Here is a 24645-nt window from a genome sequence, read left to right on the forward strand (position 1 = left end):
GAGTCCGCCGCGCATGGCGTGGCACGAAGGTGAAACTGACCGGTGCCGCAACCATCCCTCCCCGGAGGGGCGGTTGGTGTGCAGCAAGCATCGCCGGTGTACGTACACCGGCGCGGCCCCGCGAAGCTCGGGGCCGATCGCGGGACACCCGTGGAACCCGATATGAGGAGGCGCCGATGGGCTGGAAAGGCAACCGTTCCAGGACGATCCGCAAGACGGTCACGTTCAGCGAGGAGGAATGGCGGTGGGTGGCGGACTCGCTCAAAGTGGAGAACCGTCAGCGTATCCAAGCCGGGCTCAGGCCCGTGGGATGGATGGCGTTCGCCCGCAACCGGATCAGATGCGCCCACCGCGTCAACATCACCGTGCCCGCGAACCTGCATGACGTGAGCGCCCAACTGGCGAGGATCGGCAACAACGTCAACCAGATCGCCCGTCACGCGAACACCACGCGGGAGACGGACCTGGCCATGCTCTCGCGCGTGTTCGACGAGCTGCGCCAGGCGGAACGACTGGTCGCGGGCCTGAGCATCCGGGTGGAGACCGACGTCGACCCCAAAGGGGTGCCCGAATGGCTGTAGTCAAGATCGGCAAGATCAAAAGCACGCTCGCCCGCAGCATCGCCTACGTGACGAACCCGGCCAAGACCGACGGCTACCGGTGGGCCTCGACCACCGTCGGCGATGACATCACGGACGCCGAGTCCATCGCCCGCGGCTTCGAACGTGCGTTGGACGCCACGAAAGGCGGCTCACGCCGACGGGGCGCCGTGTTGGCGCTGCACGTGATCCAATCGTTCGATCCCACCGACCAGGTCACGCCCCGATTGGCGCATCTGATCGGGGAACGGTTCGTCCGGGAGATCACCGGAGGCACGCACGACTACGTGATCGCCACCCACACCGACAGGTCCCACATGCACAACCACATCCTCATCTGCCCGGCAGACCGGATTACGGGCAAGGCCCTGCGTCTGCGGAAAGGGACTTTGGGCGAATGGCGGAAGATCAGCGACCGGCTGTGCCGCGAATACGGGCTGCACATCCTCATGCCGGAACAGTCCGGGCGCGTGGCCCCGTCGATCGGGGAACTCCACCTGAGCGCCAGAGGCGGCAACCTCAAGGACCGGCTGCGCACCAGCATCGACACGGCCTGCATGAACGCCCATGACTTCGCGGGATTCCGCCGCGAACTCGCGACGCTCGGCGTCAACGCGACCGTTCGCGGCGGACGCATCACCTACACGTCATGCGGGCAGACCCGCGGAATCCGAGACCGGCGACTGGGCGTGGCGTACAACATGCTCGCCGTCATGGGCAAGATCCACCGGCGCACGCTCAGCGAGATCATCTTCCATGAGGCCATGATCACCCGTCGGACGGATACGGCGGTGACCGTGCGGGTGCCCGGCACGCACGGACGCCTGCACCTGGCAATACCGTGCGACCGGCTCGTGCGCGACGGAAGGATCTGGCACGCCTACCTGTCCGACGACGTCAGACAGGTGCTCACCGACGGGAACGGCGGCTATGTGCGGTCAACGGACTGCGAGAGCCTGTACGCATGGTTCGCACGGCCCGCGCTGCGACTTGAGGACTACTGTCGGCAACGGTTCGACGGCCGGGACATGACCGGCGTGAACGGGCGCGCGCTGCGTCAGGCGATCGCCTGCGACCGGCTCGCCGACAGCCTGCGCGAGCTCAATGTGCTCGCCCAAGTCATTGATGAGGGCGACGGCCGATTGGCGACGCTCGGCCGACTCACCGACTCCGTCGAACGCAACGCGAAGCACATGCGCGCCCTGATCGCGCTCATCGCCGACAACCACGATCAGGGAGCCGACGCCACGGGACTGGAAGCCCAGCTCGCCATCGAGGAGCAGGAGACCCGCAACCTGGCTTCCGACGCCCTCGCCCTGCGCCGGCTCATCGCCCGCACCGCGCCAGCCTCCGAACGCTCCGACGGCGCACGGCGCGCGCAACGCCGCGATGACGGGCATCGTGTCCGCCGCAGGAACCGGTGAGCCGGCGGAAGCTGGAACGCAACGAACCACGACGGATGACGGGAGAATCCCATGGCGGCCGAGGACCAGGCACAGGAACTCATGATGCGCGTCAGCGAGCAAGGCACACGCGTCATCATCGACGTGACCAAATACGGGCTCGACAAGGCGCTGCACCTGCTTGGCATCGGCGTGCACGCCACCGGCGAGACACTGCGGCGCATCAGGACCACCGGCAAGGTGGACGGCAAAACCCTGCATCGCACCGGCGAGCCGATCAACGTGCAGGAAGTCACCGGACGATACGCCCGGCAGCTCGAACACGACCTGAAAAAGGCCGGCATCACCTTCCACATCGAGCACGACCGCGACACCGGCCGCACCTTCCTCCACTTCCAAGGCAGGGACGCCGACGAGGTCAACCACGTCGTCTCGCGCATCGTCGAGCGCCTCAACCGGGAACTCGCCCAACAGGAGACCGCCACGATTCCCGAACCCGGTGGCGCCGACCACGCGCAGCCGTCCATGGAGACGACGCCGATGCCGGAACGGGAGGAGCCGAACCCGTTCCTCGAACCATCCGACGACGCGCTGCGCCTCGCCTTCGACGCCGAATCGCCATCGAACGGCCGGTTCGACTTCCGCACGGTGCCCTGGGACCGTGACGCCGCGATCATCACCGACCAGCTCGACCGGCTCCACATACCCCACCACACGCAACGGGTCGCCGACGACACGGTGCGCTTCACCTACCCGGCCGGCCAGGCCAGACGTATCGCCGACGCGATCGAATCCCTGACCGCACGCTCGCGGGGCCTGGACTGGAGCCGCATGGACATCCCCGCCCCGGACGGCGGCGTGCGACGCCCCAAAACCAAACAACAGACCCTGAACGACATCCGCAAGCGGGCCGGCAAACGCATCGAAGGCCAACGCCGCACCGCGCCCTCGAAACAACGCACCCGCACCCGGTGAACGGATGCGCGACGACCATGACCGGAAAGGAGCATCGCCATGCCCGAGCTTTCAGCCAACGCGCGTTGGCTCATGGACAACCTCATCGACAACGACCGGCAGGCCCTGGCGGACATCGCACGACGCGGCGAGCAATACGCGGCCGCCGGCATGCCGCAGGACAACCGGCTGGACCAGGTCGCCCGCATGGTCGTCGATGACGCCATCCGACGCCACAACCAGGCATGGCCCGACGCCGCGATCGGCTTCCCCGCGCCGGACCTCGACCAGGCCTCCGACGAGATCGCCCAACGCATCCGCACGCAGGCCGCACGATCATGGAACACGCCCGACGCCATGCAGACGCCGACGCAATGGCAGCCCGAACATCCCGGGAACACGCATACCCCGGCCCCGGAGCCAAAGCAGGACGGGACGGCCGTCGGCCGTCCCGGCGGCGAGCAGCCGACGCAACCCGCGGCCGGCGGAAGAACAAAGGAGATCTGGCCGCGCGTGAACTTCCCCAACAGCTACGTGCACCTGTACCGGATGACCTCCAAGGACGGGCGCACGTTCGACAAGATGCGCGTGGCGATACCGCAAGGCACCAGCATCCGCGGCGTGGACCTGACCGGATGGCAGCTCGACCGCTTCCTGACCGACCATGCACGGGACGCCAAACTGAACGGGCGCGACGTGACCGTCAGCTTCAAACCCGGCGAACCGGTGGAACTGTGGCGCGGCAAAGGCGAACAACGCGAGACCATGCGCATCGACGACGCATGGCAGCTGTGCCGCGCCGTCAAAGCGCAACGCATGGCCTACGCGAGGCAACACGCCGAAAACAAACCGGTCACCGCCACCGGCACCCGAACCGGCGAGGAACCGCCAGCAGCAGCACCCGGCCCGGAGAACCCCGAACAGGCGGCCGCGCAATCCCAGACGGCCGGCAAGAGCCGGACGCTCGACGCCATCAAGGACAGGGCCAAACGCCGTGCACAGACACCATCCACCACGCCGGCAAGAACGCAGGCGCAAACACAGACAAGGAGCCGATGATGGCGGAAGACGATCTGACGATCAACGTATGGGTAGGCAACCTCGGCCGATACAACGAGGGCACGCTCATCGGCGGATGGCTGCGCCTGCCCACGGACGAGCAGCGGATCGACCGGTTCCTCACCGAACAGGTCGGACTGACGCTCGACGCGCAGCAAGCCTATGAGATCGGACGCCAAGGAGGCGTCGTCTACGAGGAATACGGCATCTTCGACCACGAATACACGGGACTGCTCGCCGCACTCGACTACCGGCCCGGCGAATACGAAGACATCCACGCCCTGAACACGCTCGCACAAGCCGCCCGGATCTTCACGCAAGACCAGCCCGAAGCATTGGAGGCGGTACGGCTGGCGGCCGACATGAACAGCGTGCACGACCCGATCGGACTGGCGAACCTGCTCGTCCAATCCGAGGACATCGAATACATGACCTACGACCCGCCGCAAGGCATCACGCAGGAGAACACGCCCGACCTGGACGAGATGTACGGCTGGCATTGCGTCAACCAAAACGCCGAACTCGCGAAACTCCTTGACGGACCATACGGCATGTACTTCGACGTGGCGAAATACGGGCGCGACGCCACCATCAACGACAACGTCACCCTCGCCGACCAGGGGTTCCTGCTCGACGCCACCATCCCCGACACCAAACGGTATTCCGGTACGGAGCTCAAGCAGATCATCGACGCCTACACCGACAGCGAGCCCGGCCTCGACGCCACGATGCCGACGGTCTCCGATGCATTGCAGATGGTTGAACGCTGGGGAGACACGCACGACAACGTGATGCGATCGGACGACGCCACACGCATCACCGAACGCATCATGCGGGCCAACGACACCGATGACGAAACCCTGCGCCGACAGGTCCAAGGCCTCATCAAACCGGTGGCCGACCAGCTGGACGGCGACATGCCCTCAGGCTCTGCCACGTTCGCCAGACTCATCGCCGAACACGCAGCAGAACGCGCCAATCCCGACCAGATGCCGGCACGGGAACCGTTCCAGCTCGAATCACTGCTCGAACCCGGCGAACGCATCATGGAATACACGCTCTCCGGCACGGCGACGAACTGGGGGGCACCCGTCTACCAGTGCATCATGCCCACCGATTCCACCGACATCAGCGCAGGATTGGAGGACACCCTCCAACGCATCATCGCCGACCGGACCGGACACGGCGACGCCGCCGCGATACTCGCCGAAACCATGGGCGCCAAGCCCGCCGGCGAACTCGACCCCGCCGACGGCATCACCCCGATCGACCAGGGATACGCGCTGCCCGCACCCCTCACCTCCTTCAACCCCAAACCGGCGAAAGAGGAAGAGCCAAACACGTCGAAAGGCAAGGACACGGTGCTCGACGGCATACGCCAACGGGCCAGCCAGCGCGCCGACGACCCCACAGCCCATCCATCCGCACCGGACCGGACGAAGACCCGCAACCGATAAGCCGCCGAGGAGACCAGCATGACCACCATGGACACCGCCTACCGGCAACTGCAGGACGAACTCAAACGCCTCGGCTACGAGCTGCGCATGGAAGGCTTCGGCATCCTCCAGCCCCAAGGCTCCTACGGGGACATCGAACCACCGTACCGGCTCGTCACCCTGCGCGAGATCCCCATCGAACCGTTGCCCGAATGGTCGGCCGACGTGCACCCGCACGACATCACCTACCGGTTCGATGCCACGCGATACCAGCACGACCGCGACCAACGGGACACCGTTGACGTGCGCGACTACGAAACATGGACGCGCACCGTATGCGACGAACAACACGTGCAGGGCCGCGTGCTCATCGACATGGACAAAACGGCGGAGGAACGCATCGCCGACCTCGCCACCGCAATCCACTACATCCAATCCGCGAACCCCGCATGCCGATCCTACCCGGTGGACCGCAAGACCCGACGCAACGAACTGCCCGACCGCACTCGCATCAGCCAGCCGATTGATGACTACCGGGACCCGTGGAGCATACGGGTCATGGCCGCACGGGAACAGGCCCTCGACACGCTCGCCTCCAAACACGTTCGGGTGGCCAGAGCCCGCGCCGAATCCGACGCGCTCACCGGAGGCGGCCGTGACGCCCGCACCATCGGACGCGACGCCATCAACGCCGTCCAAGGCAAAGCCCCGAACATCGACAAACCCACCAGAAAACGCAGGCCAAGCCGATGAGCGACGCCCGATACCCGCAGGCCTATGCGCGCGGCATCCTCACCGATGACGCCAGATTCCACACCGACGGCAACGGTAGGACGACGGCAACCCTGACCGTAAACGCCGGCACCATGGACGCGCCGCTCATCATCCGCGTGCACGCAGCCGGAGACCATGCGGCATACCTACGCGAACAGGGTGCGCTGCAGGGGCGACGGCTCATCGTCCACGGCATCATCCATGAGGAGGAAACCGCCGACGAAGCATACATCCTGGCCGACGAAATGGCCCTGCACACCAGCGTCAAGGACACGCTCCCGTGAACACGGCGCGAACGATCACCATCATCGGCGCAGATGAGAAAACCAACGGCGCTCCAATCACACACGAAATCCCCGCCACCTACGATACGGGAACACCTGTGGGACGCATCCTTGCCGCGATGTGCGACGGAGGCGACACCATCGAGAACCGCCAAGGCCTCACGCGCATCACCATCGCCGCCGACGCGGGAAACAGACAGCCGACGCCCGGGCACGATGAACTTTTGCCGGCGGACACCGCCGTCATGCAGCCTGCGGCCGACGATCCGCCATGGACCAGGGAACAAACGCTCACGAACATCCGCGTCCGCGCCGAACACCGCGTCAACAGCCGGATTGCGCAGCCGGCCGATGCCCCCGCAGGCGATGACATGCGACGAGCCATGACACAGCACCGCGGCGGCTTGGAAAGAGACAGGGGAAACCAATGAAACGTCTGCAAGCCATACTGCCCGCGGCCATGGGACTGTTCACGCTGTTCTGGCTGGGCGACAAGATCGGCTACCAGATACGCGCCGACCTGGATGAAGGCATGAGCGTGATTGACCTGATGAACAGGTTCTGGCTCGACCTGTACCATCCATTCCACCTGTCCACGAACCATACCGACCTGCTGTGCGGACTCGCCGCAACGGGCGTCGGCCTGCTGATCTGGGCATACAAGTACACGGCACGCCTGAACCTGCGCAGCGGCGAGGAACACGGCTCCGCACACTGGGGCACCCCGAAGGACATCAAACCGTTCATCGACCCCGTGGAATCCCACAACATCCGATTCACCGCGACCGAACGGCTCTCCATAGACACACGACGCACCCTGCGCAACCTCAACGCGCTCCTGCTTGGCTCATCAGGCTCCGGCAAAACCCGCTACTACGTCAAACCCAACCTATTGTCCGTGGACATGAACTGGGCCGTCACCGACCCCAAAGGCGAACTCAAACGCGATACGGAACACGCCATGCGCGACCGCGGCTATCAGGTCAACACGCTCGACCTCATCCACCTCGACCGATCCGACCGGTTCAACCCCATGCGCTACATCGACTCCAAGGAACCCCAATCCGCGATCCTGCGCCTGACCGACAACCTCGTCACCAACGCCACCGGAGACCGCAAAACCGGAGACAGCTTCTGGCAGGACGCCGAAAAAGCACTCCTATGCGCCCTCATCGCATGGACCTACTACACCGAAAGCAACCCCACCCTCAACCAAGTCACCGACACCCTCGACCGCATGGGAGCCAGCGAACAAGACGAAGACAAGGAATACATCATCGACGCGCTCTTCGCCGAAACCCAAACCGAAATCCACCGCATGCGCGAACATCCCGACGACTACGACGCGGAAACCCGGAGAATGCTCGACGGGCTCGCGTTCGCATGCGCCCAATACAACACGTTCCTCAAAGGCGCCGGCGAAACCAAGAAAAGCATCATCATCACCACCGGCGTCCACCTCGCACCCCTCCAAGTGCGCGAGGTACGCCGGATTCTCGACGGCGACGACATCCGGCTCGAAACCCTCGACCAAGGCAAACGCATCATCTACCTCGAACTGCCCGACACCAATGCCACGTTCTCCTTCATCGCCAGCGTCTTCTACCAATGCCTCTTCGAAACGCTTGTACGCAAAGCCGACGCCCAACCCGACGGCGTGCTTGACCGCGACGTGCACTGCATGCTCGACGAATTCGCCAACATCGGCAAGATCCCCAACTTCGTAAGGCTCATCGCCACCATACGAAGCCGACGCATCAGCTGCAGCATCATCCTTCAGACCGTCAGCCAAGGCAAAAGCCTCTATCGGGATGACTGGGAGACCATCGCCGGCAACTGCGACAGCCAGCTCTTCCTCGGCGGCAACGAACCCAGCACCACCAAATACATCAGCGACCGGCTCGGAGACCAAACCATCGACGTCATCGAAACCAGCGAAACCAAAGGCCTCAACGGCAGCTGGACACGCAGCACCCGCAAGAACGCGAGAAAACTCCTCACCCCGGACGAACTCGGGCGCATCCCCACTAGCCAGTGCATCTACCTACTCAGAGGCATACCACCGTTCCTCAGCGAGAAGTTGTGTCATCTATAGATGACACAACTTGTATGTATCGGTCAGTCTCTTGAATATGCATGAAATCATGCATTAAATGCAAACAAAAAAAGATTATCCCGATATTGACGGTTCTCGCAGTGACGAGCTTGACGCTTCCTGCGAATGCATATGCGTATGGAAGCGACAATGTGGAGATGCAAGAGATCCAGCAGACGCTTCATCAGTATTCGCAAGAACTATTAGCCGAATATCATTCGCCGCGTACGAGGTCCAAACTGAACATCCCACTTACCGCGGAGGAACAAGCCAAAGAGGGTCTTATCAGCAAGAATGTTGAAGTCGTACCGACAATTAGAAGCATTCAATCATCAAATGACGGAGAGTATCTGATTGATGCAGATATGACCGTGAACGTGAGTCTGGACGCAGACTCGGATACTGTTATTTATGTTAATGGTAAGCGAACGGACCATCTTGACCAGAGTTGGACTTCTACGCATGTCATGGAGCTTGCCCATGTGGGAAGGCAGCGAGGGTATTCAATTATTAGCGACAAAGTGATTGATGAACAAGATTCACCGGAATATGCCGACGCATCGGATGAATTGCCGACCGAAGACAAAACACCTGCTTCTTTGGATGAAAATGGCGCATTAGAAAGTGAGGCACTCAATAAGGCTCAGACATATGCCTTCGGGGACAACTCCGTCGGAGTAAATTATATTAAGGCGATGAATTATGCCGATAAATGGACGAGTCCTGAAAATAAAGATAAAATGAATCCTGCGTATCCGTCTTTTGGCTCTAACTGTACAAATTTTGTCTCGCAGGCTCTTCATCAAGGCGGAATGACGCTGACGCGGCTATGGAATTACTCTACTGTAATGCCGGATAAGCTGACAACACGCGCTTGGATGAATGCGGATAGCAATTATTCGTACATGAAGCATTATTCGCATAGTTATGACAGTTTGGATAATGTTTGGAAAGCATGGCAAGGCAGCATATTGTATGTCGATTGGACCTCAAATAATGAAATCGATCACGCTATGTTCGTTGTGGGTGTCGTCGTAAAAAAACGGCAAAGCCAATCCAGTCATAGATCAGAAGACGGAGAATCGTCATCAAATCACGTTGACGGAGTCGTTGCAGCATGCCCATGAACAAGGAAAAAATAATATGACCTGGTATGGGCTTCAATATCGTTATGACTGAGAAAATGGACTCTGGCTGTCATGAAGAGTAAAAGGTATTTTCAGATTATATCAGTCATTGCCCTGATATATGTCTGCATGACGGGCGTACTGATGTTTCAGGTGTCCGCGGCATATTCTCAGTGGGAAGAAGACCAAGTTTTCTGGAATTTAGCGACTTTAGTCTCAGCAGAGACCGAAAAGGCGAATGCGCAAAAATTTGGATTAACTGAATTTGAAAGACCTGAACTTCCAGAATATGCAGATCCGTCTCATAAATACAGTATATTCGCATGGAAATTGCTGAAGGAGAAGAACGATATCATAGCGAGCGATGAGCTCATGAAGCAACAGACGGAATCTCATCTTGAATACGCGAACAGTGTTCTTAATGAATACAATCGTCGCAATTGATGAGATAAGGGCTATTCCATGAATTCTGTGGGATAGCCCTCGTCTTTTTATTCTTTAGAGTCTCTTTAATCTGGTCAAGTTGACCAGCCCGGCCGTGACTGCCAACGACAGATTGGTCGAATTCAACCGCAGGCTCCCTGATATGTTCGACATCGTCGAGACCGACTGGCCCGGAAACTCGACGAATACCGCAGCGCCGTCTCCTAGCCATTCTTGCAAAGTGATGTTAACCCAGCTGGTCGGGAAATGAGGGGATTGCTGATTGCTCAGGCACCTCCCAAGTGGGATTGCCTTGCGTGACTGGCGAGGATAAACCTTCCGATGATGGTGCGGACTGTCGGTTCGATGATTGGGGATCCGATCCTGACTGTGTGAAACCATCCGAATGGTCCGCATCAGATGTATCCTCGTTCTCTACAGTCGTCATGGAATCCCGGACGATTTGCATGACTTCGTTGAGGTCTTGGATGGTTCTGTCATAGACATCAAGACTCTGGTGGTCGCGCGTCATGAGTCGTGCATGGGTGATCTGCTCATTGAGTCGTGTGCGGGTGTTGTCGTCTCTGACCTTGTTCTCGGATTCTTTGTAGAGCCTATCGGCGTCTTCAATGGTTTGACTCAGTACGTTCTGTGCGTTGTCGATCTGTTGTTGTTCGTGTGATGCCTTGACCGTGTCAACTGTGTCATGCAGGTTCCTGATCTGGGTTCTGAGCTGGTTGTTCTCTCTCCCTATTTCTGCACGATTGCGATCGAGACGGTCGGCCGTCAGACTCGGATTGCAATTTTCTGTTGAGATTGATGGCTGATATTGCATGATTTTGGCGAGCAGTTCCAAAGACTTGGGATCCTGCACGTCTTTATCCTGGAGCTTCACATATGGTTCCGCCTGTTTCAATGCCTTGTCCCATGCAATCCGCACTATGTCAGCTTGCTTGATTGCATGATTGCATGACGTGAGCGCCTCCTGATGGTCATAGTTCTTCTTCGCCATGACAAGGCCTGTGGTTAATCCCGTTGCGATGACCGAAGCGAGCATGATGCCGGCGATGCGGGTAAAAGGGATATGCCGATGGACGGCCACCTCATCCGCATTGTCAGCAGATAATTCCGCCAAGGGCGCATCATCCTCGACATGTTCTCCGTCCTCCATCGGCATGCCTACCGTCGTTCCCGTCCGCTTGCCGGGCTTGGAGGCGAGAGTGTTATTGCTCCTCGTATCGCAAGGCGGCTCATCGTCGATGATGGGTGTGATGGGCAGCAGCCGATGCTCGGGTTTCCTGTCGGGCAACGGTTCCGGTGGAGCCCCAGCGGTTTCAGGATCTGCAATGGCATGCGCAGCCCACTGGTCGAGTTCCGGCCATGTACCGGGATGATCGCAGATTTGCGCAAGGAGATCCCAGTTGCCGGAATCGCTCATAAGATCGGAAAGCTCGCAAGGATCAAGTTTGGGATTGATGCGGCGCATGCTTCCTTCTTTCCCTCGGGATTAGTGGATGTAAGTGATGCTGGGATTGTTGGCCTGCTTTTTGGTAAGGGTTCTGAGCCATGCGTATGGGAGGCCGCCGCCGGATTCGCTGACGACGATGCTGCCGTCGTCCTTGATTTCCTCGACGATGGCGACGTGTCCGTAATCGGCGCTTGCGCCGAGATAGCCTTTGGCGAAGCTCGCCACGTCGCCGAGCTGTATGCCGCCGCCCGTCGGGTATCCGAATTTTCTGGCGCTTGACGCCCACATCCAGCCGTCGCCCATGTAACCGTCCACAGGTTTGCCGATCTGCAATCGGCGGGCGGCCGCCCACCATGTGCATTGGCCGATTTCATAGGTGGTGATCTTGCCTACGGGCGTGCCGGTCGCCGCCACGTCCACGTTTAGCGTTCCGGGCTGCATGACCAATGGCGGCGTGAGCTTGCCGATGGTTCGGCCTGCCGTGGCCGAGCAGCCGCCTCCCGCGTCGATGGCCAGCTTCACGTTGTCGAGATACCGTTTGGTGGTGTTGGGAATATCCGGGTATCTCATGAGATTGCCTTCGCCTGCGTTATGGGCGATGACCAAAGCCGTCAGATCGTCAAGCTCGGCGAACGGCATGCCCGGATGCTCGACTTTGAGTTGTTTGACGCCTTCCAGACGGTTTTTCAGGTATATGCCGCCGTAATGAGCATGGACCATGGGGGCGGTAATGCCTTCAGGCGGCGTCTGGTCGGCGCCTTCGGGATGTACGCCGCGCCATACGCTCCTGTTCATCTGCAACAATCCCCATGTTCCGCCGTTACTGTCGTCGGCATACGCATCCGGTCGGAAACCGGATTCCTGCTTCATGATCGCCGCGATGAAATCAGCGCTTAATCCGCTCGATCGAGCCGCCTCACTAACCCATGGCTTCGCCTCGTCCGGGACTTCGATCACACGGGCCTCGCAGCCTCCGTCATCTCCGACGGCAACGGTGGGGATGAACCACAGCAGCAGACTGAAGACCATCAGTACCGCCGCCGCGCCCAATAGAAATGGAATGCTGACCGCAGTTGATGCCGATGCCGCAACACCGGCCTTCACCGCCGTCATAGTCCGAGAAACCGTCTGCGTGACTTGTCGTGCAATCTGCGTCGAAGCTCTGGCAGCGGATTTGGTCCCGTGGACACCCGATCGTACGGTCTTGCCGAAACGCCTCGTACGTTTGGCACGAACCGAAGCCGTTCTTCCTGCCATGGCACGTGCCGTTGAACCTCTTGCGGCATGTCTTGTGCGAATAATGCCGGTCACGCCGTCGCGTACCCGGTCTGCAGGGACCATTGGCAACAACAGATCGTCGTCCTCGCTGGTCTCCGTCTGTGTCGATTGCGATTCAAGCACGGACCGTGTCGCCTTCACACCACGGTTCAAAGCGCTGACGGTTGTTGTGCCGATTGGGCGCGATGCTTCGGATTGACTATTCCTGATGGTGGTTCGTGGCCATTTTAGCCCGGTCAGCATTGGGCCATGGGAGAGTCCATTGACATGACGGACTTTCAAGCCATGAATCGTGCCGTTCGGCCGAACGAGATTGCGTGTGGCGTGGAATGAGTCGGAGGTGACGGGTCTCATTCGGGCTTCCGATCCTCGAATTTCGTGGTATACAGCCGGTAAAGCAGACTATCGGCATCGATGCGCCCGTCGAACGGTATGAACGCGGTGCCACTCTTGGCCATGCCCTGACCGGGTTGCACCCCGGTGAAGAACGCCCGCTGCTCATCGGACAGCCTCAGCAGTTCGCACAAGGCATCGGCATCCGTGGCGGTCTGGTTCAGCAGCAACAGGAAGTCGCTGTTCGCGAGCATCAGACGCGCATCCTGGTTGGCCAGCAGCTCCTCGATGTTCTGCGTGATGCCGGTGGGGCACAAGCCCCATTTACGGGCGCGCTTGTACAGGCGCAGGAAGTATTCGGCCGCATACCGGTTCGAGAACAGCAGATGGAACTCGTCCACCCACAGCCAGGTGCGTCGGCCGAGACGGCGATTTCTGACGACCCGGTTCCATATCTGATCCAGAACGACGAGCATGCCGAACGTGCGCAACCCCGTTCCCAGATTGGAAACGTCATAGACCAGGAACCGGCTGGACGTGTTCACATCGGTGGCATGAGCGAAGGCGTTCAGACTGCCGGTCGCGTAGATTTCCAATGCTCGCGCGGCATCACGGGCACCCGGCTCGTTCAAAGCCGCGAGACGATTATGCAGGGTGACGAGCGTGGGCATGCCCAGTTCCGGATGTTCCCGCACCTCGCGATACATGCCGATGACCGTACGGTCGATCAGACTGCGCTGCATGCGGTCGATTCCGTCCTGTCCGCCGATTAGCACGCCGAGCATGTTCAGCACGCTCGCGCATTTCGACCGGATCGGATCGCCTTCGGAATCATCCTCATACTCGATATCCAAAGCGTTGATATGCGCGCGCGACGATTCCCCGATCTCGACTCGCTCGCCGCCAAGACCGGTGCACAACGGCGTGAACTCACGTTCCGGGTCGATGACGATCAGATCATCGTCCGGACGGGTCAGATAGATCTGGGTGATCTCGTTCTTCGCCGCCTGGCTCTTGCCTGACCCGGTCGTACCCAAAACGAATCCGTTGCCGTTCATGCCTTTCGTACGGTCGATGACCACGGGATTGCCGGTGCGGGCGTTCGCCCCATGGAACACCCCGCCCGGCTCGAACAGCTCCTGCGACGTGAACGGTACCAAAATCGCCGCGCTCGACGTGGTCAGCGTGCGACGCATCGGCGGCAAAGGATTTCCCAATGGCAGCACGGCGTTCAGTCCCTCCACCTGCATGTAGGCCAAGGTCTCGGCCACACATGACTGTCCATCGATCGCGGCCGTCACGTCACGGACCGTCTGGTCCAGTTGCTCGCGACTGTCCGCCGACACGTCCACGATCATGAGGGAATCCACCAGACGGTCGCCGTTATGCTCCAGATCATCGCGCAGTTCGCCCGCCTGGGCCATGGATTCCTGAAGATCATGAGGCAGCATGTCCTCGGGCAGATGCTGTTTGCGGTTCTTGTGCCGCTCGTCGATGGCCTGCATGTCCATCTCGGCGATCGTCCGGTTCACGAGCTTCAACCCCTCGGCCTTGCCCCGCGGGGACAGATGGATGCCGACCGTGATGTCCGCCTTGATGTCCGTGATGGACGACACCAGCTGATCGCTCAGATAATCCGGGAAATCACGCACCAAAAGACACTGATGCCATACTTCCGTGGTGCCCGAGCTCAACCGGAGCCGACGGCGGTCCGACACGTCCACGGCGAACGGGGCCACGTAATCCTTCGTGGACATGCCATGCGATTTCAGGAAGCCGTCCTCGGTGAACGGGAACCGGACACCGTGCCGCAGCATCCCGTGCAGCACCGCCAGACGCGACTGACGGTTCAAACGGACGCCGACGCATCCGCCCACCGATCGCAGTTGCGCCGTGGCACGTAACGCGGCACGGTTCAGCAGCGTGACCGCACGTTCCCCATCCCGCTCGCGCAGCGTCAACGTCAGATACTTGTCCGTTACCGCGCCCTGCGAACGGCCGGCGAGACGCCGACGCACATTGCGGTTGAAGTCCCCGCGCAATCCATCCAACGCATCGCCTCGGAGCGGCATGGCGATGCTACGCGTCACCTCCTCGGGATCCAGCATGCGCGTGGCGACCGTGATTTGGACACCCATGTTCTCGCCGACCGAATTCAGGAAACGACCCCACCGGTCCACGACGTCCAGCTGCTGATCCTGGGTCGCGACCTGATAATTGATGTCGCTGATTCGCAGAGACACGCTCCACCGATCGCCGCCAAGGAACGCGATGCCATTGGACAGCATCGAATCATAGCCAAGCAGCTCCTTCGATGAACGAGGCATGCGGCGATTCCCGGACCGCCGGTTCCCGGCCTTTCCGTGTCGCTTGCCGTTGCCTTTGACCGCCTTGCTGCCGCTGATGTCAGACATGACGACGTGCCTTCCTTCCCTTGATTCGTCTACGGGTCTTCTCCTTCAACGACGGTTTGCCGGGAAACCTCGCGGGAACATAGGATTCAAGCAGATAGACCTTCGGACCGAAACGCTGGCGCAGCATGTATCCCAGATACCGTTCAGGCTTCAGTCCCTTCGGACGCCACCAGCCCCACAGCGCGAACGGCAGGCACACCGCAAACAGCAGATACGACCCTAGATCGGACAGTCCCAACGACCAGAACAACGCAGCCTCGCCTCCGCCCAGAACGAGCATGCACGCGGCGGCCGCCAGTTGACGCCAGCTCAACCCCCACATCACCTTCGCCTCGACATTGGCGATCTCCTTATATACGCGCATCTGCAACATGAAAGAATCCTTTCCCTGATTGGATCCGGTTTGTGATAGGCGGCTACTCGCCGCCGGCTATGGCCCGGCTGACACGCTGACTCACCGCGATCACGAAGAACAGCAGGATGCCCGCCATCATGAGATTGCCGAAATTGCCCGTCACCCACGCCACCATGCCCTTGTCCGCGGAATTCGGGATCTTCACGGCATCGACCACGATTCGCTGATAGAACACCAGACAGATGAACACGCACACCGCATTCACCGACGTGCGCGCATACGACTTGAAGAAACCCACGCCGATCGCCTTGGTGTCCTCATGCACCAGAAACGCGAACGGCAACGACTGAAACGCCGTCAACGCATACAACTCGATGAACCGCACATACAGCACCACCGTGAACACCACCGACGCCAACTGGGACAACAGCCACGGAATCACCAGCAGAAAGAACAACGCCGCCTGCCCCATCACCCCGGCATCGCGAATCTGGTCGCGCATCAGATCACCCAGCTGACCGCCGTCGCCCGTCGCCTCATACGACATCTGCGAGGACACGCCCTGCATGAGGAACTGCGTGGCCTGATTGAACATCCGAATGAACAAACCGGCGTTCTGCACGGCGATGAACACCAGCGCGATCTTGAACATGGTGCCGGCCACGATCTTCACACCCAGATCGCGATCCGCTTCGATGCGCGTCGAGTTGCGCGCCAGCTCCAACGTGAACATAACCGCGAGCACCACCGACGTCAGAGGCTTGACGGCGACTCCATGCACGTTCACCGCCAACTGGTAAAGAGCGGGATTCCATGTCTCCGGCGCCTGGGACAACAGCCCGGCAGTGATCGAACCGGCACCTCCGCCGCCGATCATGTTGAGCATGGCTACGATGAAGTCCTCCACGGCAGGCCCCGAACCAGCTCAGCCCAGAGCCACCGCGTTGAAAATCTGCGCGGCCGCGATGATCATGCCTCCACCCACGATCTGCCACAGTCCAGACTGCGTCTGCGGTCCATTATGATCCTTCAGGCCGCCGCCGAATGTGACGGCACCCCACACCAGCCACAAGCCACCGCCGATGGTGGCGAACCTGACGAACAACTGAAGCACCTGATTCAACAAATCCACGACGGCCTCCTCTGACGACGATCAAGGAGCCCGACAGGCGGCCTCCGTTGACACCCATCGTCAGGGAAAACCGGCAGGATAGCGGCGGACAAGAATGGTCTCGTTGTCCTTTATGTGCGGCGAGACCGTTTTGATCGGGACGAATAAAGAAGGAGGCGAGCAAAAAGCTCGCCTCCTCGATTCATGGAGTCAAATTCAGCGGAACCAGACCTGAGCGTGGTAACTGGTCGAGTACCCGTCATCTGCGTATGCGCGGCTGGACTGCAGAGTCCACACGGTGCTTGCTACGCGCCTGCCATGCTGCGCATAGGAGCGACCTTGGGTTCCTCCGTTGGTCCAAGTCTGGGCCAAGGCATAGTCCGTGCCGGCATGGAGAGCGTAGGTTCCGGCCGCGTTAGCGGCAGGAACGGTGAAAGCCATCACGGCTGCCGCAGCTGCGGCGACGGCTCCGACTTTGCCCAGCAGACCGATTTTGCTTTTGGTGGTGGTGTTCATGGGAGTTCCTTCCTCCTTGGGTTGTCCAACCTTTCCGGTTGGTGCTCCCATAATATGCATTGACTGACTAGTCAGTCAACAAGAATCAACGATTCTTGTCATACGATTCCCTTATAGCTTGTTATCAGAGGGTTCAGCCGCTTTGCTCAGACCGGTTAGGGACAGATAGAAATCAAGGGCCTGACGGAGCTGCTGCTTATTCTTCCATCGATCAGACCTTATGACGGCGATGTACATATCGATTAGGGCTCCTGTCTTAATGCTGTCATGGGCGTCGTTGGACTGCCCAAACAAGACTAGTTCAAGTGCTTCCTCCCACTTCATGTGCCCCGCGTTCTCCGCTCGGGCTTTTTCTTCATGCAGCAGTAATCCGGAACGTATTCGCGCATCTTCATAGTGCATGTCAGCAATCGCGGCGAGAATCCGAGCGAAATCGCTTCTGCCGCTACATTGGGACACTTTTGCGCACAGGCGCTCATCGCACCATTGGATAAGCGTATCCCGTAATGCTTCCTTCGTGTGAAAATGGAACAGCACTGTGCCACGCGTCAAACCAAGTCGGTCAGCGACGCCCTGCAATGTGGTCTTCGCATATCCCTGTGTTTCAAATTCGAGAGCCGCGGCTTCGAGCAGGGCTTCGCGCGTTCTACGTCTCCGTTCCGCACTATTCATCGATATCCTCGCATTCATTGACTAATCAGTCAGTATGGGTAAGGATATCTTATCGTGAATAAATCATCTAATGGGCATGCCGATATGTCGATTTAGCATGATTCCGGCGCGGAATACACCGGCTGTGGGACGGCTGATGTTGAGGCTGGCGCCGATGGCGTCTGTGCAGGCTTTGGCGATGGATAGTCCGAGGCCGTGGCCGGGTTGGTTGGCCATGCGGGTTGCGTCTCCTCGATGGAATGGTTGGATGAGGTCGGCCGTGGCTTCGGGGTGGTCCGGCTGTCTTGTGGTGTTGGTGATGCTGATGGTGACGTGCTGCTTGTCGTCGTGGATGGTGCAGGCGATGGTGCCGTGGTCGGTGTTGTGGATGATGGCGTTGCGTATCAGGTTGTCCACGGCGAGCGAGAGGTAGCGCGGGTTCGTCTCGATGAAGGGGCCGTGGTATGCGGCGAGTCCGTCGGCGTCGATGCGCAGGTGACGTGCCTGCGCCTGTTCGCGGTGGGTTTCGAGCGTGTCGCGTACGATGCGGGCAGGGTCCACGGCTTCCGTGCTGGTGTCGGGCACGGTCTGGATGCGGGAGAGTTCGAGCAGGCTGTTGATGAGTTCGCCGCTTTTGCGGTTCGCTTCGATGGCGTGGCGGATGGCTGGTCTGACGTCCTCGGGGAACCGGTCCTGGGCCATGAGCGCTTCGAGGCTGGTGCCGATGGTCGTGATCGGTGTTTTCAGTTCGTGGCTGGCGTTGCGGATGAACGATCGTTGCAGTTCGTTGGATTGCTCGATGCGGTCGAGCATCGTGTTGAGCGCGTCGGCGAGGCTGGCGGTCTCGGCGTCGGGATGATCGAGGCTGATGCGCCCGGCGGGATGGTCGGGGTCGAGTTGGCCGGCCTGGCGGCTGATGGAGTCGAGGTGTGCGGTGAGTTTGCCCGACAGGTTCCAGACGAGGAGCACGGCCAGGAGCGCGGATACGGCGAACACGGCGAGCGATCCGTAGCGCATCCATTGCACGACGCCGTCCCTGACGGTGAGCACCACGCCCTCCGTGCCGCCCTGTCCGGCGTTCGGGGTCGGAATGGTGCCGGTCACGTCGCAGGGGTCCGCGTTGCATGAGTCGGCCGTGCCGGGAACCCCGTCCTGGGGTGTTGCCGGTTCCGTCGTGATGGTGTTCTGATTGCTGCCGGTGGCGATGGTGTCCACCTGATGCTGGAACGCCCAGTCGAGCGAGATGTTCTGCACGAGGATCACGGCGAGGAGCATGCCGAGCAGGAGCAGTCCGACGGTGACGGCGAGGCGGATGCGGAAGCTGGCGGGTTTGCGCGGGTGCGCGGCGTGCCCGGCCGGCTGGTTTGTCGTGTCGGTGTCGGTCATGGTATACGGTATCCCTCTCCGCGCGACGAGGCGATGAGCGAGGGGTCGGGCAGTCTGCGCCGTAGCGAGTAGACGGCGGTCTTGACGAGGTCGGGCTGGTCGTGCGCCTCGGACGGCCACAGGGATTCGAGGAGGGCGCGGGTGTTGATCCACCCGCCGTCGGCGCGCAGCAGTTCCTCCAGGAGCGAGTATTCGCGGGGTGCGAGGTCGAGGGGCCGGCCGTCCGCGTAGGCGAGCCGTCTGACGGTGTCCACCGACAGACGTCCCCGTGAGATTACGGTGGGCGCGTCGTCCGTGTCGCCTCGGCGCAGGAGCGCGCGGATGCGGGCGAGGAGTTCGGGGTAGGCGAACGGTTTGGGCAGGTAGTCGTCGGCCCCGAGGTCGAGGCCGTGCACGCGGTCCTCGATGCTGCCGGCCGCGGTGAGCATGAGCGTGCGCACGGGGATGCGCAGCCTGTCCACGGTGCGCATGACCTCGTCTCCGGAGAGCACGGGCAGGTCGCGGTCGAGGAGCATCACGTCGTATTCTCCCCGTGAGAGCAGGTCCAGCGCCTCGACGCCGGTGCCTGCCAGTCCGGTCGCGTATCCCTCGTGCCTGAGACAGTCGTCCAGCACTGCCGACAGGTCGGCGTCGTCCTCGACGATCAGGATCCTCGCCATTCTTATTGCCTCCGATTCCTCGCATGGTCTCCATGCGATTGCCTTCGTGCTCTCCATTGTGCCCGGTGTGGGTGTGTGTTAGGTGAGCGCGACACGCACCCATCGCACACGGAGAGCCGGCTGTAATGGGCATCGTCCGGCAGCCGCCGGGCCAAAGCATCGCCCCGGCAGCGGCGAACCCATGCAAGGGAGGAACACATGCGAACCACATCCGTATTCAGACTGGCGGCGGCCGCGGCGCTGGCCGCCATGCTGGCCGCGCCATTGTCGGCATGCGGCCAACAGCAGCCGACGCAATCATCCGACGCGCCCTCCGCGACGACGTCGCAGGACGCGGCGCCGAAGACCGACAGCCAGGGCGGCGACGCGCCGCAGGGATCGAACCCGGCCTCGAAACAGGCCGCCGAACGATACCGCGACTGTCTCACGGCAGCGGGAGTGCCCGCGCAGATCATGGACGGCAACTGGGTCGTGCTCCAATGGACCGGCGACGGCTCCGGCTCGGTGTCCTCGGGGTCCACGGACGGTGACCGGGACAAGGCCATCAAGGAATGCCAGGCCAAGGTGCCCGACTACCACGATCCCGACTTCAACACCAAGTAGACAGACCGGCACCAGCCGATGGAAGGGAAAACCACCATGACCACCAGCACATCATCCATCCTCCGCCAAGAAACGCTGCGCAGGGCCGCCGCGCTGCTGTCCTGCATGGGACTACTCGTCTCGCTGACGGCATGCTCGACGCCCTGGAGCCGGGACACGGCAGACGACGCGCAGACATCCGGCACCAGAATCGCGCCGAGCATGAGCGCCCTGTTCGACCAGTACCTCGCCAAAGACACACTCAGCCAGTTCGAGCGCGACGTGCTCCAACGGGCCAAGAAGACCGGCAAGATCAGCGCCGAGGACTACGAGACCGCGCACGACAAGCAGGCCGCGTGCATGGCCGAGAACGGGTGGCAGGAACAGACCCGCAAACTGTCCAACGGACTCTACCAGACCACCGGTGTGACGCCGGTGCCATCGACCGACGCCGAAGTGAACAAGTACATGGAGGCATCCAACACCTGCTCCGAGGGCACCAGCAAGATCATCGAATCCCTCTACCAGCTCCAGCAGGGCAACCCAGGTCTTCTGGCCGACCCGTACGATACCGCCGTGGAATGCCTGAAGAAAAGCAGCCTCGTCGATGACGCCTACACCGGACGCAAACTCGAAAACGCGTTGAACGGGGACGGAGCGTCCAAGGGACTGCCGTTCGACGCCTCGTCGGACGCCGCCCAGTCATGCTTCACCGGAGCCGGCCTCGCCGTCAACATCGGCTGACGAACAAGCATCCGACGAAAGGAAACGACCACATGAAAACACGAATCCTGACCCCGCTGATCCTGACCGGGCTGGGTATGCTGTCCGCGGGCGTGCTCGTCACCGCGCTCGTCATCCCCACGCCCACACCCGACGGACTGTCCGCGGCCACGAGCCCAGACACCGTCACAGCCAGCCGCCAGCAGTTCGACGACGAACGGACCGTCGAGGCCTCGTTCGAGACCAGCGCGGAACAATCGATCACCTCGCGCGCCGCCGGCACCGTCAGCGAAACCCTGTGCACGCCCGGCCAAGCGGTCGAATCCGGCAAACGACTGCTGTCCGTGGACGGCAAACCCGTCATCGCCCTGCACACCGACACGCCCCTCTACCGCGAGATCGGCACCGGCGACACCGGGCCCGACGTGCTCGCCCTGCAACAGGAACTCGCCCGCCTCGGCTACAACGCCGAAGGCAACGGCACCTACGGGTGGCGCACCAAGGACGGCGTCAACCAGCTGCTCTCGCAGGCCGGCGACCGCAACCCCGACGGCAGGATCGGACCGGCCGACGTGGCATGGCTGCCCCAAGCCGCCGCCACGCCAACCCAATGCACGGCCGGACTGAACGCCAGCCTGACGGACGGTGCCGAAATCATGAAGACCGGCGGCCAGCTGACGGCCATCACCTTCCCCACGCCGGAGAACCTGAGGGAAGGCAAACGCACGTTCACACTCTTCGGCGTCAAGACCAGCCTCGACAAGACCGACGGCAGGATCAGCGACCAGAAATTCCTCGACCAGGTACAGGCCAGCGACGGCTACAAGACCACCCTCGCCGACCAAGGCGGCAAGAAACCCACCGCCACCCTCGCGCTCGAACAACCCATCGACGCGATCAAGGTCCCGCCCTCCGCCATCACCGGCCAGAACGGCACCCGCGCCTGCGTCTCGCCCGACGGCAAACAGGCCATCCCCGTCACCGTCATCGGCTCCGCCCTCGGCGCCACGCTCATCCAACCCGAACAATCCGACGCGACAATCGGCAAAGTCGCCCTCGGCCACAAACTCGACGACATCCAATGCCCCGCCGCAACGCAGCACTGACACAAGGAGGACGCGCATGAGCACCAGCATCCTGCCCCTCGAAACGGTCGCGGACCCCGTGCCGGCACGGCCAATCAACTCCGCGCGGCCCGCGGCCGGCGGAATACCGTCGGTCACGGGAGAACACGTGGGCCACCGGTTCGCGGACGGCCCCTGGCTGTTCCGCGACCTTGACTTCACCCTCACGACCGGCGAAGCCGTCGGCCTGTGCGGGCCGTCCGGCTCCGGCAAATCCACCCTCCTGTCCATCATCGCCGGCTTCGAGCCGCCCGCCGAAGGAACCATCCGACGCAGCCGGGTCAACCGCGTGCGCTGGGTGTTCCAGAACCCCCACGGCATGCCGCGGCGCACCGCCATCGACCACGTCGTCCAACCACTCCTCGGCCAAGGCATCGACCGCACGCAAGCCGAAGACGAAGCCATCGCCATCATGAGCACGTTCCACCTGACCAAAGTCGCCGCACGCGAGTTCCGTGAACTATCCGGAGGCGAAGCCCAACGCCTCATGCTCGCCCGTGCCATCGCCAGCAAACCCGACCTCCTCCTCGTGGACGAACCCACCGCCCAACTCGACCAGCGCACCGCCAACGACATCGACTCCACCCTCACCGGACTCGCGCAAGGCGACGCGATCGTCGTCATCGCCACCCACGACCCCAACACCCGGGCCGCGTGCACCCGCGTCATCGACCTCGCGTGGCACAACCCGAACCCCAACATCGACACCAAGGACGACACACGATGAAACCAACCGCCATCCTGTCCGAAGCATGGCGCAACATCGCCACCGGCACCACACGCGCCCTCGCCTGCGCCGGCATCCTCACCCTCATCGCAGCAGGAACCGCCATATTCGACCTGACCGCCATCACCTCCCTCCAACACGAATCCCGACAATGGGCCACCAGCGCCGCCGCCATCCACATCATCTCCGGCAGCAAGCAAATCGACCCCACCACATGCGCAAACCTCACCCAAACCACCGGCACCACAGGCGACACCACCACGAACCCCATCCAAGCGGCCGGCGCGCTCAAAAGCAACGGGGAAATCACCCTGACCGCCATGCCCGCGGCCCCACTGGACGCATGGCAGGCCACGCCGGGACTCGCTAACGTGCTCGGCGTCGGAGCAAGAGAGCAAACCCAACCCGGCGTATGGATCTCCAGTCAACTCGCCGCCACCCTCCACGCGCGAGAAGGAGACGACCTGCCCACGACCCAGGGCGTCATGCACATCAGCGCGGTCTTCCCCTGGACCGACGACAGCCGTGACCAACGACTCGCCTACGCGATCATCACCCCCACACCCATCAACGCCGGCCAGCAATGGGACGAATGCTGGGCCGCCATCAACCCCGCCAACCCCGACGCCGAAGACTTGCTCAACACCACCGCGACCGCCATACCCGGAGCCGCGCCCGCCACCCAAACCAAACAAGCCAACACCATGCTCGGCACCAACCCCGACCTCGACACCCGCTACCGGCAGCGAACCACACGCCTCATGCTCGCCATCACACCCATCGCCGCATTCGCCATCGCCATCATGGCCACACGCGCACGACGTATCGAAATAGCCGACGACCTGCACATGGGAATACCCCGCCAAGGCATCCTCGCCACCAACGCGCTCGAAACCCTCGCATGGACCCTGCCGGCAATCCTCGCCGCCACCGCCATCACCTACACCACGGTCCGCTGGACCAGCGGACACGCCAACGCGATCACCCTGACAGCCATCCAACTACCCGCACTCACCACAGCCCTCATCACCGCGCAAATCGGAGCCGTCATCGCCATCACCGCCATACACGACAACCAACTCTTCGCCTTCTTCAAAAACAGACAGTGAGCATGAGGAAAAGGTTCCGGTTCAGACTGCCATACGTCTTGATTAGAGGGCGAGC

26 protein-coding genes are annotated in these 24645 nt (G+C 61.5%); 16 read left to right on the forward strand and 10 right to left on the reverse strand.

What is annotated here, in order from left to right; genetic code table 11:
* The first annotated feature begins 176 nt into the window (after positions 1-176).
* The 11 genes from BREU_RS04730 (at position 177) to BREU_RS04780 (ending at position 10175) form a co-directional block, all read left to right on the forward strand.
* Complete coding sequence (locus BREU_RS04730; protein WP_043164798.1) at positions 177-581, forward strand: MobC family plasmid mobilization relaxosome protein; 405 nt, start codon at positions 177-179, stop codon at positions 579-581.
* Positions 572-2023: a relaxase/mobilization nuclease domain-containing protein gene (locus BREU_RS04735; protein ID WP_044088992.1), complete on the forward strand. Its 1452-nt coding sequence runs from the start codon at positions 572-574 to the stop codon at positions 2021-2023. Before BREU_RS04730 ends, BREU_RS04735 begins: the two co-directional genes overlap by 10 nt.
* 51 nt (positions 2024-2074) lie before the next feature.
* Positions 2075-2977 (forward strand): PcfB family protein, encoded by a 903-nt coding sequence (locus BREU_RS04740; RefSeq protein WP_043164800.1) that lies wholly within the window; start codon positions 2075-2077, stop codon positions 2975-2977.
* Between the two features lie 39 nt (positions 2978-3016).
* On the forward strand, positions 3017-4015 hold the full coding sequence (locus tag BREU_RS12330) for a hypothetical protein (protein WP_223847977.1): 999 nt from the start codon (positions 3017-3019) through the stop codon (positions 4013-4015).
* The gene (locus BREU_RS11225; RefSeq protein WP_081886554.1) at positions 4012-5472 is read left to right on the forward strand and encodes an antirestriction protein ArdA; all 1461 of its coding nucleotides are present in this window, start codon (positions 4012-4014) and stop codon (positions 5470-5472) included. The genes BREU_RS12330 and BREU_RS11225 overlap by 4 nt, the downstream gene beginning before the upstream one ends.
* 18 nt (positions 5473-5490) lie before the next feature.
* Positions 5491-6204 (forward strand): hypothetical protein, encoded by a 714-nt coding sequence (locus BREU_RS04755; protein WP_043164802.1) that lies wholly within the window; start codon positions 5491-5493, stop codon positions 6202-6204.
* The gene (locus tag BREU_RS04760) at positions 6201-6509 is read left to right on the forward strand and encodes a hypothetical protein (RefSeq protein ID WP_043164804.1); all 309 of its coding nucleotides are present in this window, start codon (positions 6201-6203) and stop codon (positions 6507-6509) included. Before BREU_RS04755 ends, BREU_RS04760 begins: the two co-directional genes overlap by 4 nt.
* The gene (locus BREU_RS11230) at positions 6506-6940 is read left to right on the forward strand and encodes a hypothetical protein (protein ID WP_052119036.1); all 435 of its coding nucleotides are present in this window, start codon (positions 6506-6508) and stop codon (positions 6938-6940) included. Before BREU_RS04760 ends, BREU_RS11230 begins: the two co-directional genes overlap by 4 nt.
* Positions 6937-8604 (forward strand): VirD4-like conjugal transfer protein, CD1115 family, encoded by a 1668-nt coding sequence (locus BREU_RS04770; RefSeq protein ID WP_043164807.1) that lies wholly within the window; start codon positions 6937-6939, stop codon positions 8602-8604. Before BREU_RS11230 ends, BREU_RS04770 begins: the two co-directional genes overlap by 4 nt.
* A 158-nt stretch (positions 8605-8762) precedes the next feature.
* The gene (locus BREU_RS04775) at positions 8763-9731 is read left to right on the forward strand and encodes an amidase domain-containing protein (protein ID WP_223847982.1); all 969 of its coding nucleotides are present in this window, start codon (positions 8763-8765) and stop codon (positions 9729-9731) included.
* Positions 9732-9803: 72 nt separating this feature from the next.
* Positions 9804-10175 carry a hypothetical protein gene (locus tag BREU_RS04780; protein ID WP_043164810.1) on the forward strand — a complete coding sequence of 124 codons (372 nt, stop codon included), beginning with the start codon at positions 9804-9806 and terminating at the stop codon, positions 10173-10175.
* A gap of 226 nt (positions 10176-10401) precedes the next feature.
* Here the strand turns inward: BREU_RS04780 and BREU_RS04785 are convergent, their stop codons facing one another.
* The 10 genes from BREU_RS04785 to BREU_RS04830 all read right to left on the reverse strand — a co-directional run bounded on the left by BREU_RS04785 (position 10402) and on the right by BREU_RS04830 (position 20325).
* Positions 10402-11640, reverse strand: coding sequence for a hypothetical protein (locus BREU_RS04785; RefSeq protein WP_223847975.1), 1239 nt, complete (start codon positions 11638-11640; stop codon positions 10402-10404).
* Between the two features lie 21 nt (positions 11641-11661).
* Positions 11662-12735, reverse strand: a complete 1074-nt coding sequence (locus BREU_RS04790; RefSeq protein ID WP_223847973.1) for a CHAP domain-containing protein — start codon at positions 12733-12735, stop codon at positions 11662-11664.
* A gap of 515 nt (positions 12736-13250) precedes the next feature.
* Positions 13251-15647: a VirB4-like conjugal transfer ATPase, CD1110 family gene (locus BREU_RS04795; protein ID WP_043164811.1), complete on the reverse strand. Its 2397-nt coding sequence runs from the start codon at positions 15645-15647 to the stop codon at positions 13251-13253.
* Positions 15640-16020: a PrgI family protein gene (locus BREU_RS04800; RefSeq protein ID WP_043164813.1), complete on the reverse strand. Its 381-nt coding sequence runs from the start codon at positions 16018-16020 to the stop codon at positions 15640-15642. Before BREU_RS04800 ends, BREU_RS04795 begins: the two co-directional genes overlap by 8 nt.
* A 43-nt stretch (positions 16021-16063) precedes the next feature.
* Complete coding sequence (locus BREU_RS04805) at positions 16064-16909, reverse strand: hypothetical protein (RefSeq protein ID WP_043164814.1); 846 nt, start codon at positions 16907-16909, stop codon at positions 16064-16066.
* A gap of 18 nt (positions 16910-16927) precedes the next feature.
* A complete protein-coding gene (locus tag BREU_RS04810; RefSeq protein WP_025263185.1) occupies positions 16928-17134 on the reverse strand; it encodes a hypothetical protein in 207 nt (68 codons plus the stop codon).
* A gap of 195 nt (positions 17135-17329) precedes the next feature.
* Positions 17330-17629, reverse strand: coding sequence for a hypothetical protein (locus tag BREU_RS04815; RefSeq protein ID WP_043164820.1), 300 nt, complete (start codon positions 17627-17629; stop codon positions 17330-17332).
* Between the two features lie 111 nt (positions 17630-17740).
* Positions 17741-18301: a TetR/AcrR family transcriptional regulator gene (locus BREU_RS11235; protein ID WP_052119037.1), complete on the reverse strand. Its 561-nt coding sequence runs from the start codon at positions 18299-18301 to the stop codon at positions 17741-17743.
* A gap of 63 nt (positions 18302-18364) precedes the next feature.
* A complete protein-coding gene (locus tag BREU_RS04825; protein WP_043164823.1) occupies positions 18365-19666 on the reverse strand; it encodes a sensor histidine kinase in 1302 nt (433 codons plus the stop codon).
* Entirely contained in the window at positions 19663-20325 is a 663-nt protein-coding gene (locus BREU_RS04830) for a response regulator transcription factor (protein ID WP_043164825.1), read from the reverse strand. Before BREU_RS04830 ends, BREU_RS04825 begins: the two co-directional genes overlap by 4 nt.
* A gap of 198 nt (positions 20326-20523) precedes the next feature.
* Between BREU_RS04830 and BREU_RS04835 the strand changes: the two genes are divergently transcribed.
* The 5 genes from BREU_RS04835 to BREU_RS04855 are packed head-to-tail and all read left to right on the forward strand — an operon-like array spanning position 20524 to position 24590.
* Positions 20524-20928, forward strand: coding sequence for a hypothetical protein (locus BREU_RS04835; RefSeq protein ID WP_044088990.1), 405 nt, complete (start codon positions 20524-20526; stop codon positions 20926-20928).
* A gap of 36 nt (positions 20929-20964) precedes the next feature.
* On the forward strand, positions 20965-21651 hold the full coding sequence (locus tag BREU_RS04840; protein WP_043164829.1) for a hypothetical protein: 687 nt from the start codon (positions 20965-20967) through the stop codon (positions 21649-21651).
* A gap of 32 nt (positions 21652-21683) precedes the next feature.
* Entirely contained in the window at positions 21684-22736 is a 1053-nt protein-coding gene (locus BREU_RS04845) for a peptidoglycan-binding protein (RefSeq protein ID WP_044088989.1), read from the forward strand.
* Positions 22737-22752: 16 nt separating this feature from the next.
* Positions 22753-23481 (forward strand): ATP-binding cassette domain-containing protein, encoded by a 729-nt coding sequence (locus tag BREU_RS04850; RefSeq protein WP_081886556.1) that lies wholly within the window; start codon positions 22753-22755, stop codon positions 23479-23481.
* A complete protein-coding gene (locus tag BREU_RS04855; protein ID WP_044088988.1) occupies positions 23478-24590 on the forward strand; it encodes a hypothetical protein in 1113 nt (370 codons plus the stop codon). Before BREU_RS04850 ends, BREU_RS04855 begins: the two co-directional genes overlap by 4 nt.
* Positions 24591-24645 lie beyond the last annotated feature (55 nt).

It is taken from the genome of Bifidobacterium reuteri DSM 23975, assembly GCF_000741695.1.
Lineage (GTDB): Bacteria > Actinomycetota > Actinomycetes > Actinomycetales > Bifidobacteriaceae > Bifidobacterium > Bifidobacterium reuteri.